This is a genomic window from Micromonospora sp. NPDC005979, assembly GCF_040614415.1.
Classification (GTDB): domain Bacteria; phylum Actinomycetota; class Actinomycetes; order Mycobacteriales; family Micromonosporaceae; genus Micromonospora.
This window is the reverse complement of sequence record NZ_JBEXUR010000027.1, coordinates 43,076-58,955: the sequence shown is the minus strand read 5'-3', so window position 1 is coordinate 58,955 and position 15,880 is coordinate 43,076. Positions and strand designations below refer to the sequence as shown.

16 protein-coding genes are annotated in these 15,880 nt (G+C 72.6%); 9 read left to right on the top strand and 7 right to left on the bottom strand.

The window, feature by feature from the left end; translation table 11 throughout:
• Positions 1-79: 79 nt before the first annotated feature.
• The gene (locus ABZ272_RS30370) at positions 80-961 is read left to right on the top strand and encodes a prenyltransferase/squalene oxidase repeat-containing protein (RefSeq protein WP_355053379.1); all 882 of its coding nucleotides are present in this window, start codon (positions 80-82) and stop codon (positions 959-961) included.
• Here ABZ272_RS30370 and ABZ272_RS30365 read toward each other — a convergent pair.
• Together ABZ272_RS30365 and proB are read right to left on the bottom strand one after the other, a co-directional pair.
• Positions 958-2,199, bottom strand: a complete 1,242-nt coding sequence (locus ABZ272_RS30365) for a glutamate-5-semialdehyde dehydrogenase (protein ID WP_355053363.1) — start codon at positions 2,197-2,199, stop codon at positions 958-960. The genes ABZ272_RS30370 and ABZ272_RS30365 overlap by 4 nt on opposite strands.
• Before the next feature lie 64 nt (positions 2,200-2,263).
• Positions 2,264-3,421 (bottom strand): glutamate 5-kinase, encoded by a 1,158-nt coding sequence (proB, locus tag ABZ272_RS30360; RefSeq protein WP_355053362.1) that lies wholly within the window; start codon positions 3,419-3,421, stop codon positions 2,264-2,266.
• A 13-nt stretch (positions 3,422-3,434) separates the two neighbouring features.
• Here proB and ABZ272_RS30355 point away from each other — a divergent pair, with 13 nt between their 5' ends.
• Genes ABZ272_RS30355 through ABZ272_RS30345 form a run of 3 tightly spaced genes read left to right on the top strand, consistent with a single transcriptional unit; the run spans position 3,435 to position 6,708 of the window.
• The gene (locus tag ABZ272_RS30355; protein WP_355053361.1) at positions 3,435-3,749 is read left to right on the top strand and encodes an MGMT family protein; all 315 of its coding nucleotides are present in this window, start codon (positions 3,435-3,437) and stop codon (positions 3,747-3,749) included.
• Positions 3,750-3,780: 31 nt separating this feature from the next.
• Positions 3,781-5,175 carry an MFS transporter gene (locus ABZ272_RS30350; protein ID WP_355053360.1) on the top strand — a complete coding sequence of 465 codons (1,395 nt, stop codon included), beginning with the start codon at positions 3,781-3,783 and terminating at the stop codon, positions 5,173-5,175.
• Positions 5,176-5,202: 27 nt separating this feature from the next.
• Complete coding sequence (locus ABZ272_RS30345; RefSeq protein ID WP_355053359.1) at positions 5,203-6,708, top strand: aminotransferase class V-fold PLP-dependent enzyme; 1,506 nt, start codon at positions 5,203-5,205, stop codon at positions 6,706-6,708.
• Positions 6,709-6,754: 46 nt separating this feature from the next.
• Here the strand turns inward: ABZ272_RS30345 and ABZ272_RS30340 are convergent, their stop codons facing one another.
• Together ABZ272_RS30340 and ABZ272_RS30335 are read right to left on the bottom strand one after the other, a co-directional pair.
• Complete coding sequence (locus tag ABZ272_RS30340; RefSeq protein ID WP_355053358.1) at positions 6,755-7,960, bottom strand: hypothetical protein; 1,206 nt, start codon at positions 7,958-7,960, stop codon at positions 6,755-6,757.
• Positions 7,953-8,504, bottom strand: coding sequence for a SigE family RNA polymerase sigma factor (locus tag ABZ272_RS30335; protein WP_355053378.1), 552 nt, complete (start codon positions 8,502-8,504; stop codon positions 7,953-7,955). Before ABZ272_RS30335 ends, ABZ272_RS30340 begins: the two co-directional genes overlap by 8 nt.
• A gap of 264 nt (positions 8,505-8,768) precedes the next feature.
• Here ABZ272_RS30335 and ABZ272_RS30330 point away from each other — a divergent pair, with 264 nt between their 5' ends.
• Positions 8,769-8,981: a hypothetical protein gene (locus ABZ272_RS30330; protein ID WP_355053357.1), complete on the top strand. Its 213-nt coding sequence runs from the start codon at positions 8,769-8,771 to the stop codon at positions 8,979-8,981.
• Positions 8,982-9,033: 52 nt separating this feature from the next.
• Here ABZ272_RS30330 and ABZ272_RS30325 read toward each other — a convergent pair whose 3' ends face one another.
• Positions 9,034-10,251, bottom strand: coding sequence for a hypothetical protein (locus tag ABZ272_RS30325; protein WP_355053356.1), 1,218 nt, complete (start codon positions 10,249-10,251; stop codon positions 9,034-9,036).
• Positions 10,244-10,780, bottom strand: a complete 537-nt coding sequence (locus ABZ272_RS30320; protein ID WP_355053377.1) for a SigE family RNA polymerase sigma factor — start codon at positions 10,778-10,780, stop codon at positions 10,244-10,246. Before ABZ272_RS30320 ends, ABZ272_RS30325 begins: the two co-directional genes overlap by 8 nt.
• Before the next feature lie 178 nt (positions 10,781-10,958).
• Between ABZ272_RS30320 and ABZ272_RS30315 the strand changes: the two genes are divergently transcribed.
• Both ABZ272_RS30315 and ABZ272_RS30310 read left to right on the top strand, forming a co-directional pair.
• Positions 10,959-11,525 carry an NADH-quinone oxidoreductase subunit B family protein gene (locus ABZ272_RS30315; RefSeq protein ID WP_355053355.1) on the top strand — a complete coding sequence of 189 codons (567 nt, stop codon included), beginning with the start codon at positions 10,959-10,961 and terminating at the stop codon, positions 11,523-11,525.
• Positions 11,526-11,559: 34 nt separating this feature from the next.
• On the top strand, positions 11,560-12,876 hold the full coding sequence (locus tag ABZ272_RS30310) for a DUF2252 domain-containing protein (protein ID WP_355053354.1): 1,317 nt from the start codon (positions 11,560-11,562) through the stop codon (positions 12,874-12,876).
• Here the strand turns inward: ABZ272_RS30310 and ABZ272_RS30305 are convergent, their stop codons facing one another.
• Positions 12,877-13,923 carry a glucose 1-dehydrogenase gene (locus tag ABZ272_RS30305; protein WP_355053353.1) on the bottom strand — a complete coding sequence of 349 codons (1,047 nt, stop codon included), beginning with the start codon at positions 13,921-13,923 and terminating at the stop codon, positions 12,877-12,879. It abuts the gene before it with no gap.
• Between the two features lie 180 nt (positions 13,924-14,103).
• Here ABZ272_RS30305 and ABZ272_RS30300 point away from each other — a divergent pair, with 180 nt between their 5' ends.
• Both ABZ272_RS30300 and ABZ272_RS30295 read left to right on the top strand, forming a co-directional pair.
• Positions 14,104-14,898, top strand: a complete 795-nt coding sequence (locus ABZ272_RS30300) for an NADH-quinone oxidoreductase subunit C (RefSeq protein ID WP_355053352.1) — start codon at positions 14,104-14,106, stop codon at positions 14,896-14,898.
• Complete coding sequence (locus tag ABZ272_RS30295; protein WP_355053351.1) at positions 14,898-15,860, top strand: complex I subunit 1 family protein; 963 nt, start codon at positions 14,898-14,900, stop codon at positions 15,858-15,860. The genes ABZ272_RS30300 and ABZ272_RS30295 overlap by 1 nt, the downstream gene beginning before the upstream one ends.
• The last annotated feature ends 20 nt before the right edge of the window (positions 15,861-15,880 follow it).

The window sequence follows — 15,880 nt, the reverse complement described above, 5'->3', positions numbered from 1 at the left end:
CCCGGCTCCGACCCGTCACGTCAATCGACGCAGATAGCTCCGACCAGACCCGCGCGCAGAGCGACGCAGCCATTTCCGGCTGGCCGATTCCCCGAGGCGGGATCGCGTCTGCGCAGGTAGCGTCTCCGCCGTGGTCGACTTGGAAGCGGCGATCGGGTTCGTCGTGGCACACGGGGACGCGGTGGAACGCGCCCGTCTCTCCTGGCTGCGCAACGGCACCCCGGCACCGCCCGAGCTGTTGGACGCGGCCGAGGTCGGCCAGTCGCCCGACGGTGGCTGGCCGGCGACCTGGGGCGGTGAGGTCGCCTCGGTCGACGCCACCTGCTTCCGGCTCGTCGAGCTGGACGACCTCGGCGCGCTGGGTCGTCCCGCCGCCCGGCGGGCGCTCGACTGGTTGGCGTCCCGGCAGCAGCCCGACGGCGGTTGGGACGAGGACCTCTCCCTGGCCGGCTCGGCGCCCGAGTGGGCCCGACCCGGTGACCCCGAGGCCAAACTCTTCCTCACCGCCAACGCCGGCTTCTGGCTCACCGTCGCCGGCCTGGACGCCCGCGCCTCGGGTCCGCTCGATCACCGGGTCGGTGGGGCGTACGCCGGTGTGGTGCAGGCCGCGGCCCAGTCGATCGTCGCGCGGCTGCGCCCGGACGGGACCTGGCCGTCGTTCCTCGCCGCCGGCTGGCTGAGCGCGGCCGTCCTGCACCGCCAGGACATGTTCCAGGAGTCGGCGCGGATCCAGGTGGTGCTCGCCGAACGGATGGCCACCATGTCGGCGGGCGACGCGGCGTGGCTGGCGGCCACGCTGCGCCGGGTCGGCATCGACTCCCACGACTGGGTCATGGTGCGCGCCCTGCGGCGGCTCGCCGAGACCCAGCGCAGCGACGGTGGGTGGGAGAGCGACGACGGCCACCAGTTCGACGTGCACTCCACGCTGTCCGCGATCCGGGCCTGCCGGCCGAGCGCCTAGCGCGTGTGCCCGTCCCCGGTGACGACGTACTTCGTGCTGGTCAGCTCGGGTAGGCCCATCGGCCCCCGGGCGTGCAGCTTCTGCGTGGAGATGCCGATCTCCGCGCCGAAGCCGAACTCGCCCCCGTCGGTGAACCGGGTCGACGCGTTCACCATCACCGCCGCCGCGTCCACCCGGGCGACGAACTCGCGGGCGGCGGTCGTCGAGTCGGTGATGATCGCCTCGGTGTGCCCGGTGCCGAAGCGGCGGATGTGCGCGACCGCCGCGTCCAGCGAGTCGACCACCGCCACCGAGATGTCGGCCGACAGGTACTCCGTGGCGTGGTCCTCCTCGGTGGCCGGGACGACGGCGGCCGAGTGGGCGACCACCTCGGGGGAGCCGTGCACGGTCACGCCGGCCTCGGCGAACGCGGCCAGCATCGGCGGCAGGAACGCGTCGGCGACGTCCACGTGCACCAGCAGCGACTCGGCGGTGTTGCAGGTGGACAGGCGCTGCGTCTTGGCGTTGAGCGTCACCGCGAGGGCCTTGGCCAGGTCGGCGGCGGCGTCGACGTAGACGTGGCAGTTGCCCACCCCGGTCTCGATCACCGGCACCGTCGACTCCTCGACCACGCTGCGGATCAGCGACGCGCCACCGCGCGGGATGAGCACGTCGACCAGCCCGCGGGCCCGCATCAGCTCCTTGACCGAGTCGCGCGAGCTGGCGTCGAGCAACTGCACCGCGTCCGCCGGCAGACCGGCCCCGGCGACCGCGTCGCGCAGCACCGCGACCAGCGCGGCGTTCGAGTGCGCGGCCGACGACGACCCGCGCAGCAGCGCCGCGTTGCCGGACTTGAGGCAGATGCCGGCCGCGTCGACCGTCACGTTGGGCCGCGCCTCGTAGATGATGCCGACCACCCCGAACGGCACCCGGATCTGCCGCAGTTCCAGCCCGTTGGGCAGGGTCGATCCGCGGACCACCTCGCCGACCGGGTCGGGCAGCGCGGCCATCTCACGCAGCGCTGCGGCGATGCCGGCCACCCGGCCCTCGTCGAGGGCGAGCCGGTCCAGCACGGCCGCGCTCAGCCCGGCTTCGCGCCCGGCCGCCAGGTCCGCCTCGTTGGCGGCGAGGATCTCCGGGGTACGCGCCACCAGCGCGTCGGCCATCGCGACCAGCGCGGCGTCCTTGACGGTACGGGTGGCAACGGCCAGCTCGGCAGCGGCGTCCCGCGCCCGCTTCGCCTGCTCGACGACGCTCATCGGTCACTCCTCGCGTTAGGAAGGGCCCCTTGTACAACGCCAGGCGTTAAGAAGGTGCCCTTGCTTACAGCAGTACGAGGTCGTCGCGGTGGACGACCTCCCGTTCGTACGCCGGGCCGAGCGCCGCGGCGAGTTCGGAGGTGGAACGGCCGAGTAGTCCCGGCAGCTCCACCGCGTCGTAGTTGACCAGGCCCCGGGCTACCGGCGCACCGGCGTTGTCGACCAGGTCCACGGGGTCGCCGGCGGTGAAGGTGCCGTCCACGGCGGTGATGCCGGCCGGCAGCAGCGACTTGCGCCGACCCACGACGGCGGCCACCGCCCCCGGGTCCAGGTGCAGGCGTCCCCGGGGCGAGGTGGCGTGGGCCAGCCAGAACAGCCGAGCGGTCGGCCGTTGCCGCTGCGGGTGGAACAGCGTGCCGACCGGCTCGCCGGCCAGCGCCGGCGCGGCCAGGTCGGCGGAGGTGAGCACCACGGGGATGCCGAAGCCGGTGGCGATGCGGGCCGCCTCGACCTTTGTCACCATGCCGCCGGTGCCGACACCGGACCGGCCGGCGCCGCCGATGGTGATCCCGGCGAGGTCCTCCTCGCCGCGAACCTCGGCGATCCGCACCGACTGTGGACGGGTCGGGTCGCCGGTCCAGAGCGCGTCCACGTCGGAGAGGAGCACCAGCAGGTCGGCGTGCACCAGGGCGGCCACCAGGGCGGCCAGCCGGTCGTTGTCGCCGAACCGGATCTCCTCGGTGGCGACCGTGTCGTTCTCGTTGACGATCGGCACGGCCCGCAGGTCGAGAAGTTTGCGCAGGGTGCGGTACGCGTTGCGGTAGTGCGCCCGCCGGGTCACGTCGTCGACGGTGAGCAGCACCTGCCCGACGGTGCGGTTGTGCCGGGCGAAGCTGGCCGCGTACCTGCCGATCAGCAGGCCCTGCCCGACGCTGGCGGCGGCCTGCTGGGTGGCCAGGTCGCGCGGACGTCGGGTCAGGCCGAGCGGGGCGAGGCCGGCGGCGATCGCGCCGGAGGAGACGAGCACGACCTCGCGTCCCTCGGCGCCGAGCCGGCCCAGGGTGTCGACGAGCGTGTCGACCCGCTCGTCGGCCAGGCCGCCGGTGGCGGTGGTCAACGAGGAGGACCCGATCTTGACGACGATCCGCCGAGCGGCCGTGACTGCGTCGCGCACCAGCCCATTCTGCGCGGTCACGCCCTCGTGGCCCGGTGGCGTTCCCATATGGTGGCCGATTGTGACTCCTGACGAGTACGTCGAGGCCGTGCTGGACCTCGTGGAGCGGATTCCGGAGGGCCGGGTGATGTCGTACGGCGCGGTCGCCGACGCGCTGGCCGAACGCTCGGGTCGCTCCTCCGCGCGCCTGGTGGGCGCCATCATGGCCCGGCACGGTGGCTCCGTGCCCTGGCATCGGGTGGTGACCGCGGGCGGCCGGTTACCGCCGGGGCACGAGCGCGAGGCGCGGGCCCGACTGCGGGCCGAGGGGACGCCGTTGCGGGGCGAGGGGGTGGACATCGGGGCGGCGGGTTGGTCGCCCGAGGAGGGGATGTGACCCCGCCATAACGTGAGTAACATTCGGCCCCATGAACCAGCCGCCGGGTGCTGCCGGCCTGCCCGCCACCGGTCGGCTGCCCCGCCCGGTGCACGTCGGATACGCGCTCGGCTCGCTCGCCACCGGCGCGTTCGGTACCGTGCCCGGCCTGCTGTTGCTGCCCTACCTGACCGACACGCTCGGCGTCGCCGCCGGGGTGGCCGCCCTGCTGGTGCTGCTGCCCAAGGCGTGGGACGTGCTGGTGAACCCGGTCGCCGGCCGGATCTCCGATCGCACCCGGTCGCGCTGGGGCGCACGCCGCCCGTACCTGCTCGTCGCCGGTCTCGCGCTCGCCGCGCTCTTCGCGGCCATCTTCGCGGCGCCGTTCGACAACGGGCCGGCCGCCGCGACGTACGTGGCGCTCGCCTTCCTGGCCACGGCCACCGCGTTCGCCTTCTTCCAGGTGCCGTACATGGCGATGCCCGCCGAGATGACCGACGACCACACCGAACGCACCCGGCTGATGACCTGGCGGATCGCTGTGCTGGCGCTGGCCATCCTGATCTCCGGTGCGGTCGCCCCGTTGGTGGTGACGGCCGGCGGCGACGGCGTGCCCGGACACCGCTGGATGGGCCTGTTCGTGGCGGCGCTCATCGTCGTCGGCGTGCTCGGCGCGTTCCTCGGCACCCGGTCCGCACCCGCCGGGGTGGTCGACGTCAGCGAACCGACGCTGCGTGCGCAGCTCGCCGTGGCCGGGGCCAACCGGCCGTTCCGGGCGCTGCTGATCTGCTTCGTGGTGCAGTCCGTGGGGGTGGCGACCATCCTCGCCGGGGTCAACTACTTCGCGGGGCAGATCCTGCGCGACGACCGGAACGGGCCGACGCTGCTCTTCGCCTGTTTCGTCGGGCCGGCGCTGCTGGTGATGCCGCTCTGGGCCCGGGTCGGCGCCCGGCTGGGCAAGCGGGCCGCCCTGGTCGTCGCCGGGCTGATCCTCGCCGCCGGGGCGTTCGCCCTGGTCGCGGCCCCGGTGCTGCCGCCGGTCGCCGTCTATCTGGTGGTCGCGGTGCTCGGCGTCGGGTATGCCGGGCAACAGGTGTTCGCGCTGGCCATGCTCCCCGACTGCATCGCGTACGAGACGGCACGCACCGGTCGACGGCAGGCGGGCGTGTTCACCGGCCTGTGGACCGCCGGGGAGACCTTCGGCCTGGCGCTCGGTCCCGGCATCTACGGCCTCGTGCTGCAGTTCTCCGGCTACGTCTCCTCCGACACCGGAACGGCCGCCGCCCAGTCCGACACGGCGAGGCTCGGCGTCCTGCTCGGCTTCACCCTGATCCCAGCCCTCCTGATAGCTCCCCCCATCCTCCTGCTCCGCCACTACACCCTCCCCACCCCCACCCCTATCCTCGGGGTCGATCATGGAGTTGTGGTGGGAGACAAAAGCCGTTGACCGTTATGAGAAGGGCACCATGACTCCATGATCGACGAGAACACGGTTGAGGCGGGCGCGCTTTCCCGCGACGGGGTCGGCGCGGAACAGGTGCTGGATGAGGTTCGGCGGCTGCGCTCGGCTGATCGGCCCACTCACGGCGGGCGGCTGTTCGCCTACGTCTACGACCCGGCGGTGCCGGGGCTCGACGACCTCACCGCCGCCGCGCACCGCGAAAGCGCCCACGTCAACGGGCTCGATCCCACCGCGTTCCCGTCCCTGCTGGCCATGGAGAACGCGCTCGTCGGCGCGGCCGGCCGGGTGCTCGGCGGCGGCCCGGGCACGACCGCCCCGGACGTGGTCGGCAGCGTCACCAGCGGCGGCACCGAGTCGCTGATCCTCGCCGTCAAGGCGGCCCGGGACGCCCACCCGGAGATCGCCGCGCCCCGGATCGTCGTGCCGTCGACCGCGCATGCCGCGTTCGCCAAGGCGGCGCACTACCTGCGGGTGGCGCTGGACGTGGTGCCCGTGTCGACGGACACGCTACGTCCCGAACCCGCCGCGATGGCCGAAGCGATCGGGCCGGACACGGTACTTGTCGCCTGCTCCGCGCCCTCGTACGCGCACGGGGTGGTGGATCCGGTCGCCGAGATCGCCGCCGTCGCCGCCGAGGCCGGAGTGCGCTGCCACGTCGACGCCTGCTTCGGCGGCTGGGCCCTGCCGTACCTGCGTCGCCTCGGCGAGCCGGTGCCGGCGTTCGACTTCACCGTTGCCGGCGTCACGTCCATCTCGGTCGACCTGCACAAGTACGCGTACGCGCCGAAGGGCGTGTCGGTGCTGCTGCACCGGGACGCCGCCGGACGCGCGCCGCAGTACTTCGCGTACGCCGACTGGCCCGGCTACACGATGATCAACCCGGTGATCGCCTCGACTCGATCGGGCGGGCCGATCGCCGCCGCGTACGCCACCCTGCGACACCTCGGCGACGCCGGCTACCTGCGGTTGGCCGCCGCCACCCGGGACGCGGTCGCTGGCCTGGCCGACGCGGTCCGCGCCGTCGACGGGCTGCGGCTGATGGCCGAGCCGGAGTCCACGGTGGTCTGCTTCACCGCCACCGAGGGCGGCCCGGACCTGTTCGTCCTGGTCGACGAGTTGACCGCCCGGGGCTGGCACACCCAGCCCCAACTGTCGTACGCCGATCTGCCGGCAAGTGTGCACCTCACGGTGACTGCCTCGGTCGCGCCCCGGGTGGCCGAGTTCGGCCCGGATCTGGCCGCCGCGGTGGCGGCGACCCATGCGAGCGGCCCGGTGCGGCTGCCCGCCGAGGTGGCGTCCCTGGTCGGCATCCTCACCCCGGAGGCACTGACCCCGGAGGTGGTGGCCGGTCTGGCTGCCGGACTGGGCCTGGGCGGCGGCGAGAGCGCCGGCCCGCTGCCGGATCGGATGGCGGTCGTGAACACACTGCTCGACGCCGCTCCACCGGCGCTGCGCGAGAGGTTGCTGGTCGAGTTCGTCGGCCTCCTGCAACGCCCCGACTGGAGTTCGGGCGAGTGAGCGCCGGTGCCCCACCTCGGTCGAGGTGGGGCACCGGATGTCCGGCTCAGAGCACGCCGGGCAGTTCCACCCTGTTGTCCTTGTCGTTGAGGTCGCGCCACCGGCGGTCCTGGGCGTCGATGTGCCCGACGTGGAAGCTGCGCTTCATCGCGGCGGCACCCGAGCGGTCGGGCACCAGGTCGACGAAGGTGTAGCGCCGTGACTCGCCGGCCGGCACCCCCGGCACGACGCAGACCCGGTTGACGTCCTGACTCGCGCCCTCCGGCTCGCACTTGGGCCAGTCGCCGCCTGCCGGCTCACCGACGTCGAAGCCCCGGAACTCGACCTGTGCCGCATCGACCCGCCCCCCGTTGGTGACGGTGAAGACGGTGGTCAGCTTGCGGCCGCCCGGTGCGTCGACGAGCGTGTGCGTCATGGTCAACCGCAGGTCGGTGAGCCGGGGATCCTTGCCGAACTTCGTGGGGCCGTCGGTCTGGATGAACCGGCCACCCTGGAAGCGGTAGGTGCGCCGCTGCTCCTGCGGCCAGTACGCCGGGGTGTCGCAGCACGGCTGAAGGTCGGCGACCCGTACCTGCACGGCACCGGCGGTGCTGACCGTGAAGCCGAGGATGTCCTCGATGCCGTCGGTGGTCCGGACGACCCGGCCGAGCGTCACGATCCGTCCGTCCTCGTCCCGGTCGAAGGCGACGACCTGCTTTGCCAGCGACTCGCCGTAGCGGCACGCGATCAGGGCGACCGTCTCCTGCGCGCCGTCCCCGTCCAGGTCGGCGTGGCTCACCGGCGCAGCCGCAAGCAGCGGAATCCAGGTCTCGGTCGCGCTGGTCACCAGGCGTACGTCCGACGTGGTGCAGGTCGACGGCACGATCTGCGGCCAGTCCGGCAGGTCCAGTCGGGCGGCGAGCAGCTGGGTCCGGCTGATCCGGCCGTCCGGGGCGTCGGACTCGGCCGACGGCGTGGAGTCCGGCGACGGCGTGGCGGACGGCGTGGGCGGCGGTGCGCTGGTGGGCGGGGGTGTCGGGTCGACGGACTCGGCCGGTACCGGTGGCGTTCGGTCGCCCTTCAGCGCGGCGTTGGCGACGACCGGTGCCAACACCAGCACGACCGCGGCCGCCGCGACCGCCACGACCCTCGTCCGCCGCCGACGGCGCAGGGTTCGGCGGGCCTGGTCGGGACCGGGGCCGACGGCCCGGGCGGTGACGTCCGTACGGTACGCGGTCAACCGTTCGCGCAGCCGTGGGTCGAGATCAGACATCGGACACCCCCTCGGTGTTCTCGTCCAGCAGTCCGGCCAGGGCGGTCCGGCCTCGGTGCAGCCAGGACTTCACGGTGCCCTCGGCCACTCCTTCCTGCAGGGCGATCTGACTGACCGACAGGTCGGCCAGGTAGTGCAGGATGACGGCCCGTCGATGGTTGGGCGGCAGTTGCGTGAGCGCCGCGTCGATGGCCACCCGGTCCGGTGTCGGGCCGTCCACCTCGGCCTCGACGCGTCGCTGCCGCTGGAGGTGGTTGCGTGCCGTGCGGAGCCGACGCCAGCGGCTGCGGGCCAGGTTCCAGGCGACCCGGCGGACCCAGGCCACCGGATCGTCGTACCGGACGAGGCGGTCCCAGCGCGCCAGCGCCCGGCAGAACGCCTCCTGGGCGAGGTCCTGCGCGTGGCCCAGATCCCCGGTGTACGCGCACAGTTGGGCCGTGACGCTGCGGAAGTGCGCGTGGTAGAAGTCGTCGAAGGCGATCGCCGCCGTGTTCGACCCTCCGGACGTCAGCACCGCCGGCGGTTCGTTGGCGCGGGCTCCCATCGTTGCTGTCACTGCCCCTCCCCGTTTGCCCGCAGGCCGGTGCCCCCGGGCGCCGGTAACACTCCCCGACGGCGGACGTGGTTGCGCCCTCTTCTGCCGCGAAACTGACTGTTCCGGGACAACGCTGAAGCGTCCGAGAACGCCGCACACGATCCGTAACGAATCAACAGTCTTATGTATAGACAAGTATCACTAAACGGGGGTTTTGTGGTATTCGCCGTTTCCGTACGGTCAATTCATCAACCAACGACACGGGAGACGGCAATGACGATGCGGAAGATCCTGATGACCGGGCTGACTGCGGCGGCCGGACTGGCCCTCGGCGTGAGTGGAGTGGCGACGGCAGCCCTGGCGATCGGTCCCGGCCCGGGTGCGCCGGGTGAGATCGGCCCGGGACCGGGCGTCGTGCTGGCGATCGGCCCTGGCCCGGGTGCGCCGGGTGAGATCGGTCCCGGCCCGGGCGTCGTCCTGGCCTGAGACGGTCTGCGTCGGGGGCGGCCGGTCGGTGACCGGCCGCCCCCGCGCGCCTTCAGCGATAGTCGAACGTCGACTCGTTGTCGCTGTCGTCGTTGTCCAGCCAGGGGTCCCAGTCCGGGTCCGCTGGCCAGATCCGCAACTCCGCCTGCCCCGAGGACAGGCTGGCCCCGGCGGCCACCCCCAGTTCCAGGGTCCGCCGCACCTCGCTGTGCCCCCGTACGGCGCTCAGGCGGCAGGACACCCGCACGGTGCTCCCCGTCTCGATGTCGCAGCCCGTCCAGCCGTCCCCGACGGGTCGCAGGGCCTTCGGCAGCTCCATGGTCAGGATCGCCTCGGGTGCCGTCCGATCCGCTTCGTTGCGGATCCGTACGGTGACCGCACCTGACCGGGACCCGTCCGACGCGGCGGTCAACACGAGGTCGGTGGCGGTGACGGACAGGTCCGTCGAGCGCGGGTTGGGACCGAACGAGGTCGGGCCGGACACCTGCTCGAACGCGTCGCCGGTCCAGCGGTACCCGCGCCACTGCCGTTGGGAGTTCTTCTCCGGCCAGCCGCCGCCGGGTGCGACGTCGAGCACCTCGACCCGGACCTCGCCGTCGTCGCGTACGTCCAGGTCCGTCACCCAACCGGGAGTGGGGGAAGCGGTGCCGGTCACGCGGCCGAGGGTGACGACCCGCCCCGCCACGTCGCGGTCGAACGCGACCACCTGGAACGGCCCACGGGTGCCGAACACGCAGCGGACCAGGGCGACCGTCTCGGTCGCGCCATCACCGTCCAGGTCGCCGTGGTCGAGTGTCACCAGCTCGTTGACGTCGTCCCGGGCGGGTTCGGCACCCAGCCGCACCCGGCCGGTCGGGCAGTCCGCCGGGGTGGTCCAGGCGGGCAGCGACACGGTCGCGGCGAGCAGTTGGCCTCGGCTGATCCGGCCGTCCGGGGCCGCGCGGGTCGGGCTGGCGGCGCCGCTCGAGGCCGTGGTCGACGGGCTGGCCGTCGCACTGACGGTCGCGGTCGCCGACGGGCTGGCGGACAGCGTGGGCGTGGGATCCACCGGCCCCGGCTCGCGGTCCGGGCCGTTCATCGTCGCGTACCCGAGGGCGGCCCCGCCGAACAGCGCGAGCACCGTCGCGGTGGTGGTGGCGAACCGGCGACGGCCGCGGCCTCGCGCCGTCCGCCGCACGGCGGCCGGCCCGGGCACCTCGACCTCCTCCAGCACGGTACGGCGGTAGTGGGCGAACTCTTCGGCGAGGTCGAGGATCTCCTGCTCAGACATCTCGCACCTCCTCGGTGGTGTCGCGCAGGTGCGTCGCGAGGGCCGCCCGTCCCCGGTGCAGCCAGGACTTGACGGTCCCCTCGGCGACCCGTTCCTGGGCGGCGATCTCGGCGACCGTCAGGTCGGCGAGGTAGTGCAGTACGACGGCCCGGCGCTGCTTCGGCGGCAACTTGGCCAACGCGGTGTCGAGGGCGACCCGGTCCGGGCTCGGCTCGGCGACGTGTGTCTCCCGTTGCCGCAGCAGCCAGGCCTGCGCGGTCCGCAGCCGCCGCCAGCGGTTGTGGCCGAGGTTCCAGGCGACCCGGCGTACCCAGGCCAGCGGGTCGTCGTACCGGGCGAGCCGACCCCAGTTCGCGTACGCCCGGCAGAACGCCTCCTGAACCAGGTCCTGCGCCTGCCCACGATCACCCGTGTACGCGGTGAGCTGCACCACCAGCGATCGGAAGTGGGCGTGGTAGAAGTCGTCGAAGACCAGTTCGGCGGTCGCGGGCAGAGGGCTTCCCGGTGGGTCGGGTGGCGGCCCGCCCACCCGTACTTCTCCTGTCACAAGCACTCGTCCTCCCCGTGGTGACCGCCGGCGGCGTGTTCGCCAGCACCGGTCACACACTCGGCTGTGCCCGCCGGTTGCGGTCGGACCCGGTGGGGTTGCCTGTCCGGTCCGTGACAGCCGGCTGTGATTCACTGTGGGGTGAGGAGAGGGGACGTCCGTGCAGCTACCGGCAGTGCTCGGTGAGCCGATCCGGTTCGTGCTGAACTGGGGGCGCCGCTACTCGCTCTGGGTCTTCAACTTCGGCCTGGCCTGCTGCGCGATCGAGTTCATCGCCACCAGCATGGGCCGGCACGACTTCATCCGGCTCGGCGTGATCCCGTTCGCCCACGGCCCCCGACAGGCCGACCTCATGGTGGTCTCCGGCACGGTGACCGACAAGATGGCCCCGGCCATCAAGCGGCTCTACGACCAGATGCCCGAGCCGAAGTACGTCATCTCGTTCGGCGCGTGCTCCAACTGCGGCGGCCCCTACTGGGACTCGTACTCGGTGACCAAGGGCGTCGACCAGCTCATCCCGGTCGACGTCTACGTACCCGGCTGCCCGCCCCGTCCGGAGGCGTTGCTGCACGGCATCCTGCGTCTTCAGGAGAAGATCGCCGCCGAGCAGTCCGGCATCGGCGGAGTGCCGCAGCGGGACCTGCTCGCCGCGCCGGCCGAGGCCAGCGCCCCGCGCTCGGTCGACTCCCTCACGGCCCCACCCGTACGCCCACCCGACGCGGGCTGACCCCGGGTGGCCGGGCAGGGCTAGCCTGCGGACTATGAGCAGCTCAGGGGACCAGCGCTCGGACCACATCATCGATGTGCTCAGCGCGGAGTTCGGCGCGTCGATGGCGGTCGACCCGGCGGCCTTCCGCCGCAAGTTCCGCAAGATGGCCGCGTCGCCGTTCGCCTTCTACCGAGGCAGCGCCGCGCTGTTCTACGCCGACCAGCGGGGTGACTTCGCCGACGACCGGTTCCTCGACGAGCGGACCGGCCGGGTGTGGATCCACGGGGACCTGCACGCGGAGAACTTCGGCACGTACATGAACGCGTCCGGCCAACTGGTGTTCAACGTCAACGACTTCGACGAGGCGTACGTCGGCCCGTTCACCTGGGATCTGCGGCGGTTCGTGGCCAGCGTGGCGCTGCTCGGCTACAGCAAGGCCCTCTCCGACACGGTGATCGAAGAACTGGTCACCGGCTTCGCCCGCGCCTACCTGACCGAGTTGCGGGCGATCGCCGCCGGCGGGGACGACGCCATCGGCTCGATCACCCTGGACAACGCCGACGGGGTGCTGCGCCGGGTGCTCCAGCAGGCCCGCCTCAACACGAGGGTCGACCTGCTCGCCGCGCAGACCACCGTCGACAACTACGAGCGGCGGTTCTCCGTCACCGACGGCGTCTTCGAGGTCGACGCCACGACCCGGGACCGGGTGCTCGCCGCCTTCGAGGAGTACCTGGAGACCCTGCCCGCCGCCACCGCCCGGCTGCGTCCGGGGGCCGCCCGGATCAAGGACGTGGTGCTGCGCAAGGGTGTGGGCATCGGCTCGGCGGGGCTGCCGTCGTACAACCTGCTGCTGGAGGGGCACACGCAGGCGCTGGAGAACGACGTGCTGATCTACATGAAGCAGGCGCAGGTCCCGGCGGTGGCCCGCTACAGCACCGACGAGTCGGTGGCCGGCTACTTCCGGCACCAGGGTCACCGGACCGCCGAGTCGCAGCGCGCGTTGCAGGCGCACGCCGACCCGTGGCTGGGTTACACCGAGCTGGACGGGGCGGGTCAACTGGTCGCCGAGGTCTCCCCGTACGCCGGCGATCTGGACTGGGCCGACGTGAACGAGCCGGACGAGCTGACCGGGGTGCTGGCCGACCTCGGCCGGGCGGTGGCCCGGATGCACTCGGTCGCCGACGACGAGTCAAGCCACGACCTCGTGGACTACTCCACTGAGGAGGCGATCGTCGCTGCCGTGGACGCCGACGAGTCGGGGTTCGTCACCCATCTGGTGGACTTCGCGCACGCGTACGGGGTGCGCGCCCGGCAGGACCACCAGCTCTTCGTGGACCTGTTCCGCAACGGCCGGCTACCGGGGATCTAGCTACGAGGCGAACTCGAGCACGACCTTGATGTCGTCCGGCCCGGCCGTGTACGCGTCGGCGTACCTGTTCACCGGCACCCGCCGGGTGATCAGGGACGACAGCCAGACCTGGTCGGCGCGCGTGAGGGCCTGGGCCGCCATGTTCCAGTGCCGCCGGTTGGCGTTCACCGAGCCGAACACCACGTTGTTCTCCAGCACCAGCGCCCGGTTGAGCGCCCCGGCGTCGAAGTCGATGCTCCGGCCGCCGCTGGACACCCCGGCCAGGCAGACGATCCCGTTCGGCGCGGCCTTGCACATGACGTCCAGGACCACCGTGGGCGCGCCGGTGCACTCGATCACCACGTCCGGCTCGAAGGGCAGGTCGTTGACCGGCACCGCGTGGTAGGTGGCGCCCAGCCCGGCGACCAGCTCCGGCTTCGGCCCGTCGGTGGCCCGGTCCAGCACGTGGACGGTGAGCCCGCGCTGGGCGCCGAGCAGCGCCGCCAGCAGCCCGATCGGCCCGGCCCCGGTCACCAGGACGGTCTGCGGCTGCCACTCGGCCCGGTGCCCGATCCGTTCGATGTGGTCCCACGCCTTCGCCACCACACTGGTCGGCTCCAACAGCACGCCGACCTGGGCCAGCGCCGGGTCGAGCTTGACCGCGAACTCTGGCTCGATCCGCCAACGGTCCCGGGCGAAACCGGGCAGCGCCTTGATGCCGTGCTCGGTGTACTGACCGTTGCGACACATGTCCCACTCGCCGACCGCGCAGTTGGGGCAGGGCACCGGGTCGGGATGCCGGACGATGCCGGCCACCAGGTCACCGGGTTGCAGGGTGCCGGTCGGGTCGTCGAGCACCCGGCCCAGCGACTCGTGCCCGATGACGAGCCGATCGGCACCCGGCGGCGCCTCGCCGTAGTCGCCCGCGATGATCTCGTGGTCGGTGCCGCAGATGCCCACGGCCAGGGCCTCGACCAGGACAGCGCCCTCCTCGGACGCCGGCTCCGGCTGATCCTCGACGAGGCTCAGCGAGTTGGCTTGCCCGGGTTTCACCGTCACAGCGCGCACGCCCTCATCTTTCCCCGTGGGCGGGACAACCGCCGGTAAAGCCGGAAGGTCACCGGAGGCCGGTCGTGGACCGTGGGTCGGCTCGGCACCCCGGGTCCGTCTCACAAGAACTGGTCGGCCTGCGGCGGGACCTCGCCTCGGCTCGACCGCCCTCCTGAAACAGACCCTAGGATCAGCGGCATGACGTCAGAAGAGGTCGGCGGTCGACTGGTCGCGTTGCTCGCGCCGGTCGAGGCGACCGCGTCGGTCTCCGGCGGGCAGCGGTTCGCCCGGGCCACCGTCGACGTACCGCCGGCGAGCTGGTCGGCCGCCGTCCGCGCCGCCCGCGACGACACCGAGTTGGCCTGCGACTTCTTCGACTGGCTGTCGGCGGTCGACGAGCTGGCCGAGGGCTTTGACGTGGTCGCGCACCTCTGGTCGACGCGGCTGCGGCACGGCGTGCTGCTGCGCACCCGGGTGCCCCGCGACGCGCCCTCGGTGGCCTCGGTGGTGGACATCTTCCCCGGCGCCGCCTGGCACGAGCGGGAGACCCACGAGATGTTCGGCATCGACTTCGCCGGGCACGGTGAGCTGCGACCGCTGCTGTTGCCCCCGGAGTTCGAGGGCAATCCGCTGCGCAAGGAGTTCGTGCTCGCCTCCAGGGTGGCGAAGCCCTGGCCCGGCGCGAAGGAACCGGGTGAGTCGGAGGCCGGCGGTGGCCGTCGGCCGATCCGCCCGCCGGGCGTGCCCGCTCCCGGCGAGTGGGGGACGACGCCCACCCCGGCCGGCGCGGGTGGCGTCGGGGAGGGACCGCGCGGCGGCACCCCGGCCCGACCGGCCGGTGACCGTCCGGCGCGGCCCGCTCCGGGGGCCCGTCCGGCGCGTACTCCCCGGGTTGCCGACGCCGCCGACGGCCCGGCGGGGTCCGCGCGGCTCGAGCCGGTCGCGGACCCGGCGGCGCGCGACGACGGCGACGACGACGGGGGTACGCGCTGATGCCGCTCTGGGTGGAGCTGGTGCTCCGGATCGGCGGCGTGGTGGTCGCGTTCCTCACCCTGCCGTTGCTGGTCGGTCAGGCCGAGCACAAGGTGATGGCGCACATGCAGGGCCGGCTCGGCCCGATGTACGCGGGCGGCTTCCACGGTTGGGCGCAGCTCGTGGCGGACGGTGTGAAGTTCGTGCAGAAGGAGGACATCACCCCGCGCGAGGCGGACCGGGCGGTGTTCCGGCTGGCCCCCGCGGTGGCGCTGGTGCCCTACCTGCTGGTGCTGCTGGTCATTCCGCTCGGCCCGAACGACCTGGTCGGGCAACCGTTGGACATCGGTCTGTTCTTCGTGCTGGCCGTCGTCGGCATCGGTGTGGTGGCGGTGCTCATGTCGGCGTGGGCGTCGGCAAACAAGTACAGCCTGCTCGGCGGGCTGCGCGGGGCCGCCCAGCTCCTCGGCTACGAGCTGCCGCTGGTGTTGGCCGCCGCGTCGGTGGCGATGGCGGCCGGCACGCTCAGCCTGTCCGGCATCGTCGAGGCGTGGCAGCCCTGGTGGCTGCTGTGGCAGGCGCCCGCGATGATCATTTTCTTCGTCGCGGGTCTGGCCGAGATCCGCCGGCCGCCGTTCGACATGCCGGTGGCCGACTCGGAGCTGGTGTTCGGCTACATGACCGAGTACACGGGTCTGCGGTTCGCGTTCTTCCTGCTCGCCGAGTACGTCGGCATCGTGGTGATCGCCGCGCTGACCACGGTGCTGTTCCTGGGCGGCTGGCAGGGGCCGTTCGCCGACGACCAGCTCGGCTGGCTCTGGACCCTGCTCAAGATCGCCGCCGTGGCCTTCGTGATCATCTGGCTTCGGGTCTCCTACCCCCGCCTGCGCGAGGACCAACTCCAACGCCTCTGCTGGCTGGTCCTGGTCCCCGCCTCCCTGGCCCAACTGGTCCTGACCGCAGCAGTCCGAGTAGCCCTCTAATCCACCCCCACCCCCACCCC

Bases quoted from the DNA above. Each gene is read 5' to 3' on its own strand.
- ABZ272_RS30365 (WP_355053363.1), bottom strand. From the start codon at position 2,199: ATGAGCGTCGTCGAGCAGGCGAAGCGGGCGCGGGACGCCGCTGCCGAG.
- proB (WP_355053362.1), bottom strand. From the start codon at position 3,421: ATGGGAACGCCACCGGGCCACGAGGGCGTGACCGCGCAGAATGGGCTG.
- ABZ272_RS30350 (WP_355053360.1), top strand. From the start codon at position 3,781: ATGAACCAGCCGCCGGGTGCTGCCGGCCTGCCCGCCACCGGTCGGCTG.
- ABZ272_RS30345 (WP_355053359.1), top strand. From the start codon at position 5,203: ATGATCGACGAGAACACGGTTGAGGCGGGCGCGCTTTCCCGCGACGGG.
- ABZ272_RS30340 (WP_355053358.1), bottom strand. From the start codon at position 7,960: ATGTCTGATCTCGACCCACGGCTGCGCGAACGGTTGACCGCGTACCGT.
- ABZ272_RS30335 (WP_355053378.1), bottom strand. From the start codon at position 8,504: ATGGGAGCCCGCGCCAACGAACCGCCGGCGGTGCTGACGTCCGGAGGG.
- ABZ272_RS30330 (WP_355053357.1), top strand. From the start codon at position 8,769: ATGACGATGCGGAAGATCCTGATGACCGGGCTGACTGCGGCGGCCGGA.
- ABZ272_RS30325 (WP_355053356.1), bottom strand. From the start codon at position 10,251: ATGTCTGAGCAGGAGATCCTCGACCTCGCCGAAGAGTTCGCCCACTAC.
- ABZ272_RS30310 (WP_355053354.1), top strand. From the start codon at position 11,560: ATGAGCAGCTCAGGGGACCAGCGCTCGGACCACATCATCGATGTGCTC.
- ABZ272_RS30300 (WP_355053352.1), top strand. From the start codon at position 14,104: ATGACGTCAGAAGAGGTCGGCGGTCGACTGGTCGCGTTGCTCGCGCCG.
- ABZ272_RS30295 (WP_355053351.1), top strand. From the start codon at position 14,898: ATGCCGCTCTGGGTGGAGCTGGTGCTCCGGATCGGCGGCGTGGTGGTC.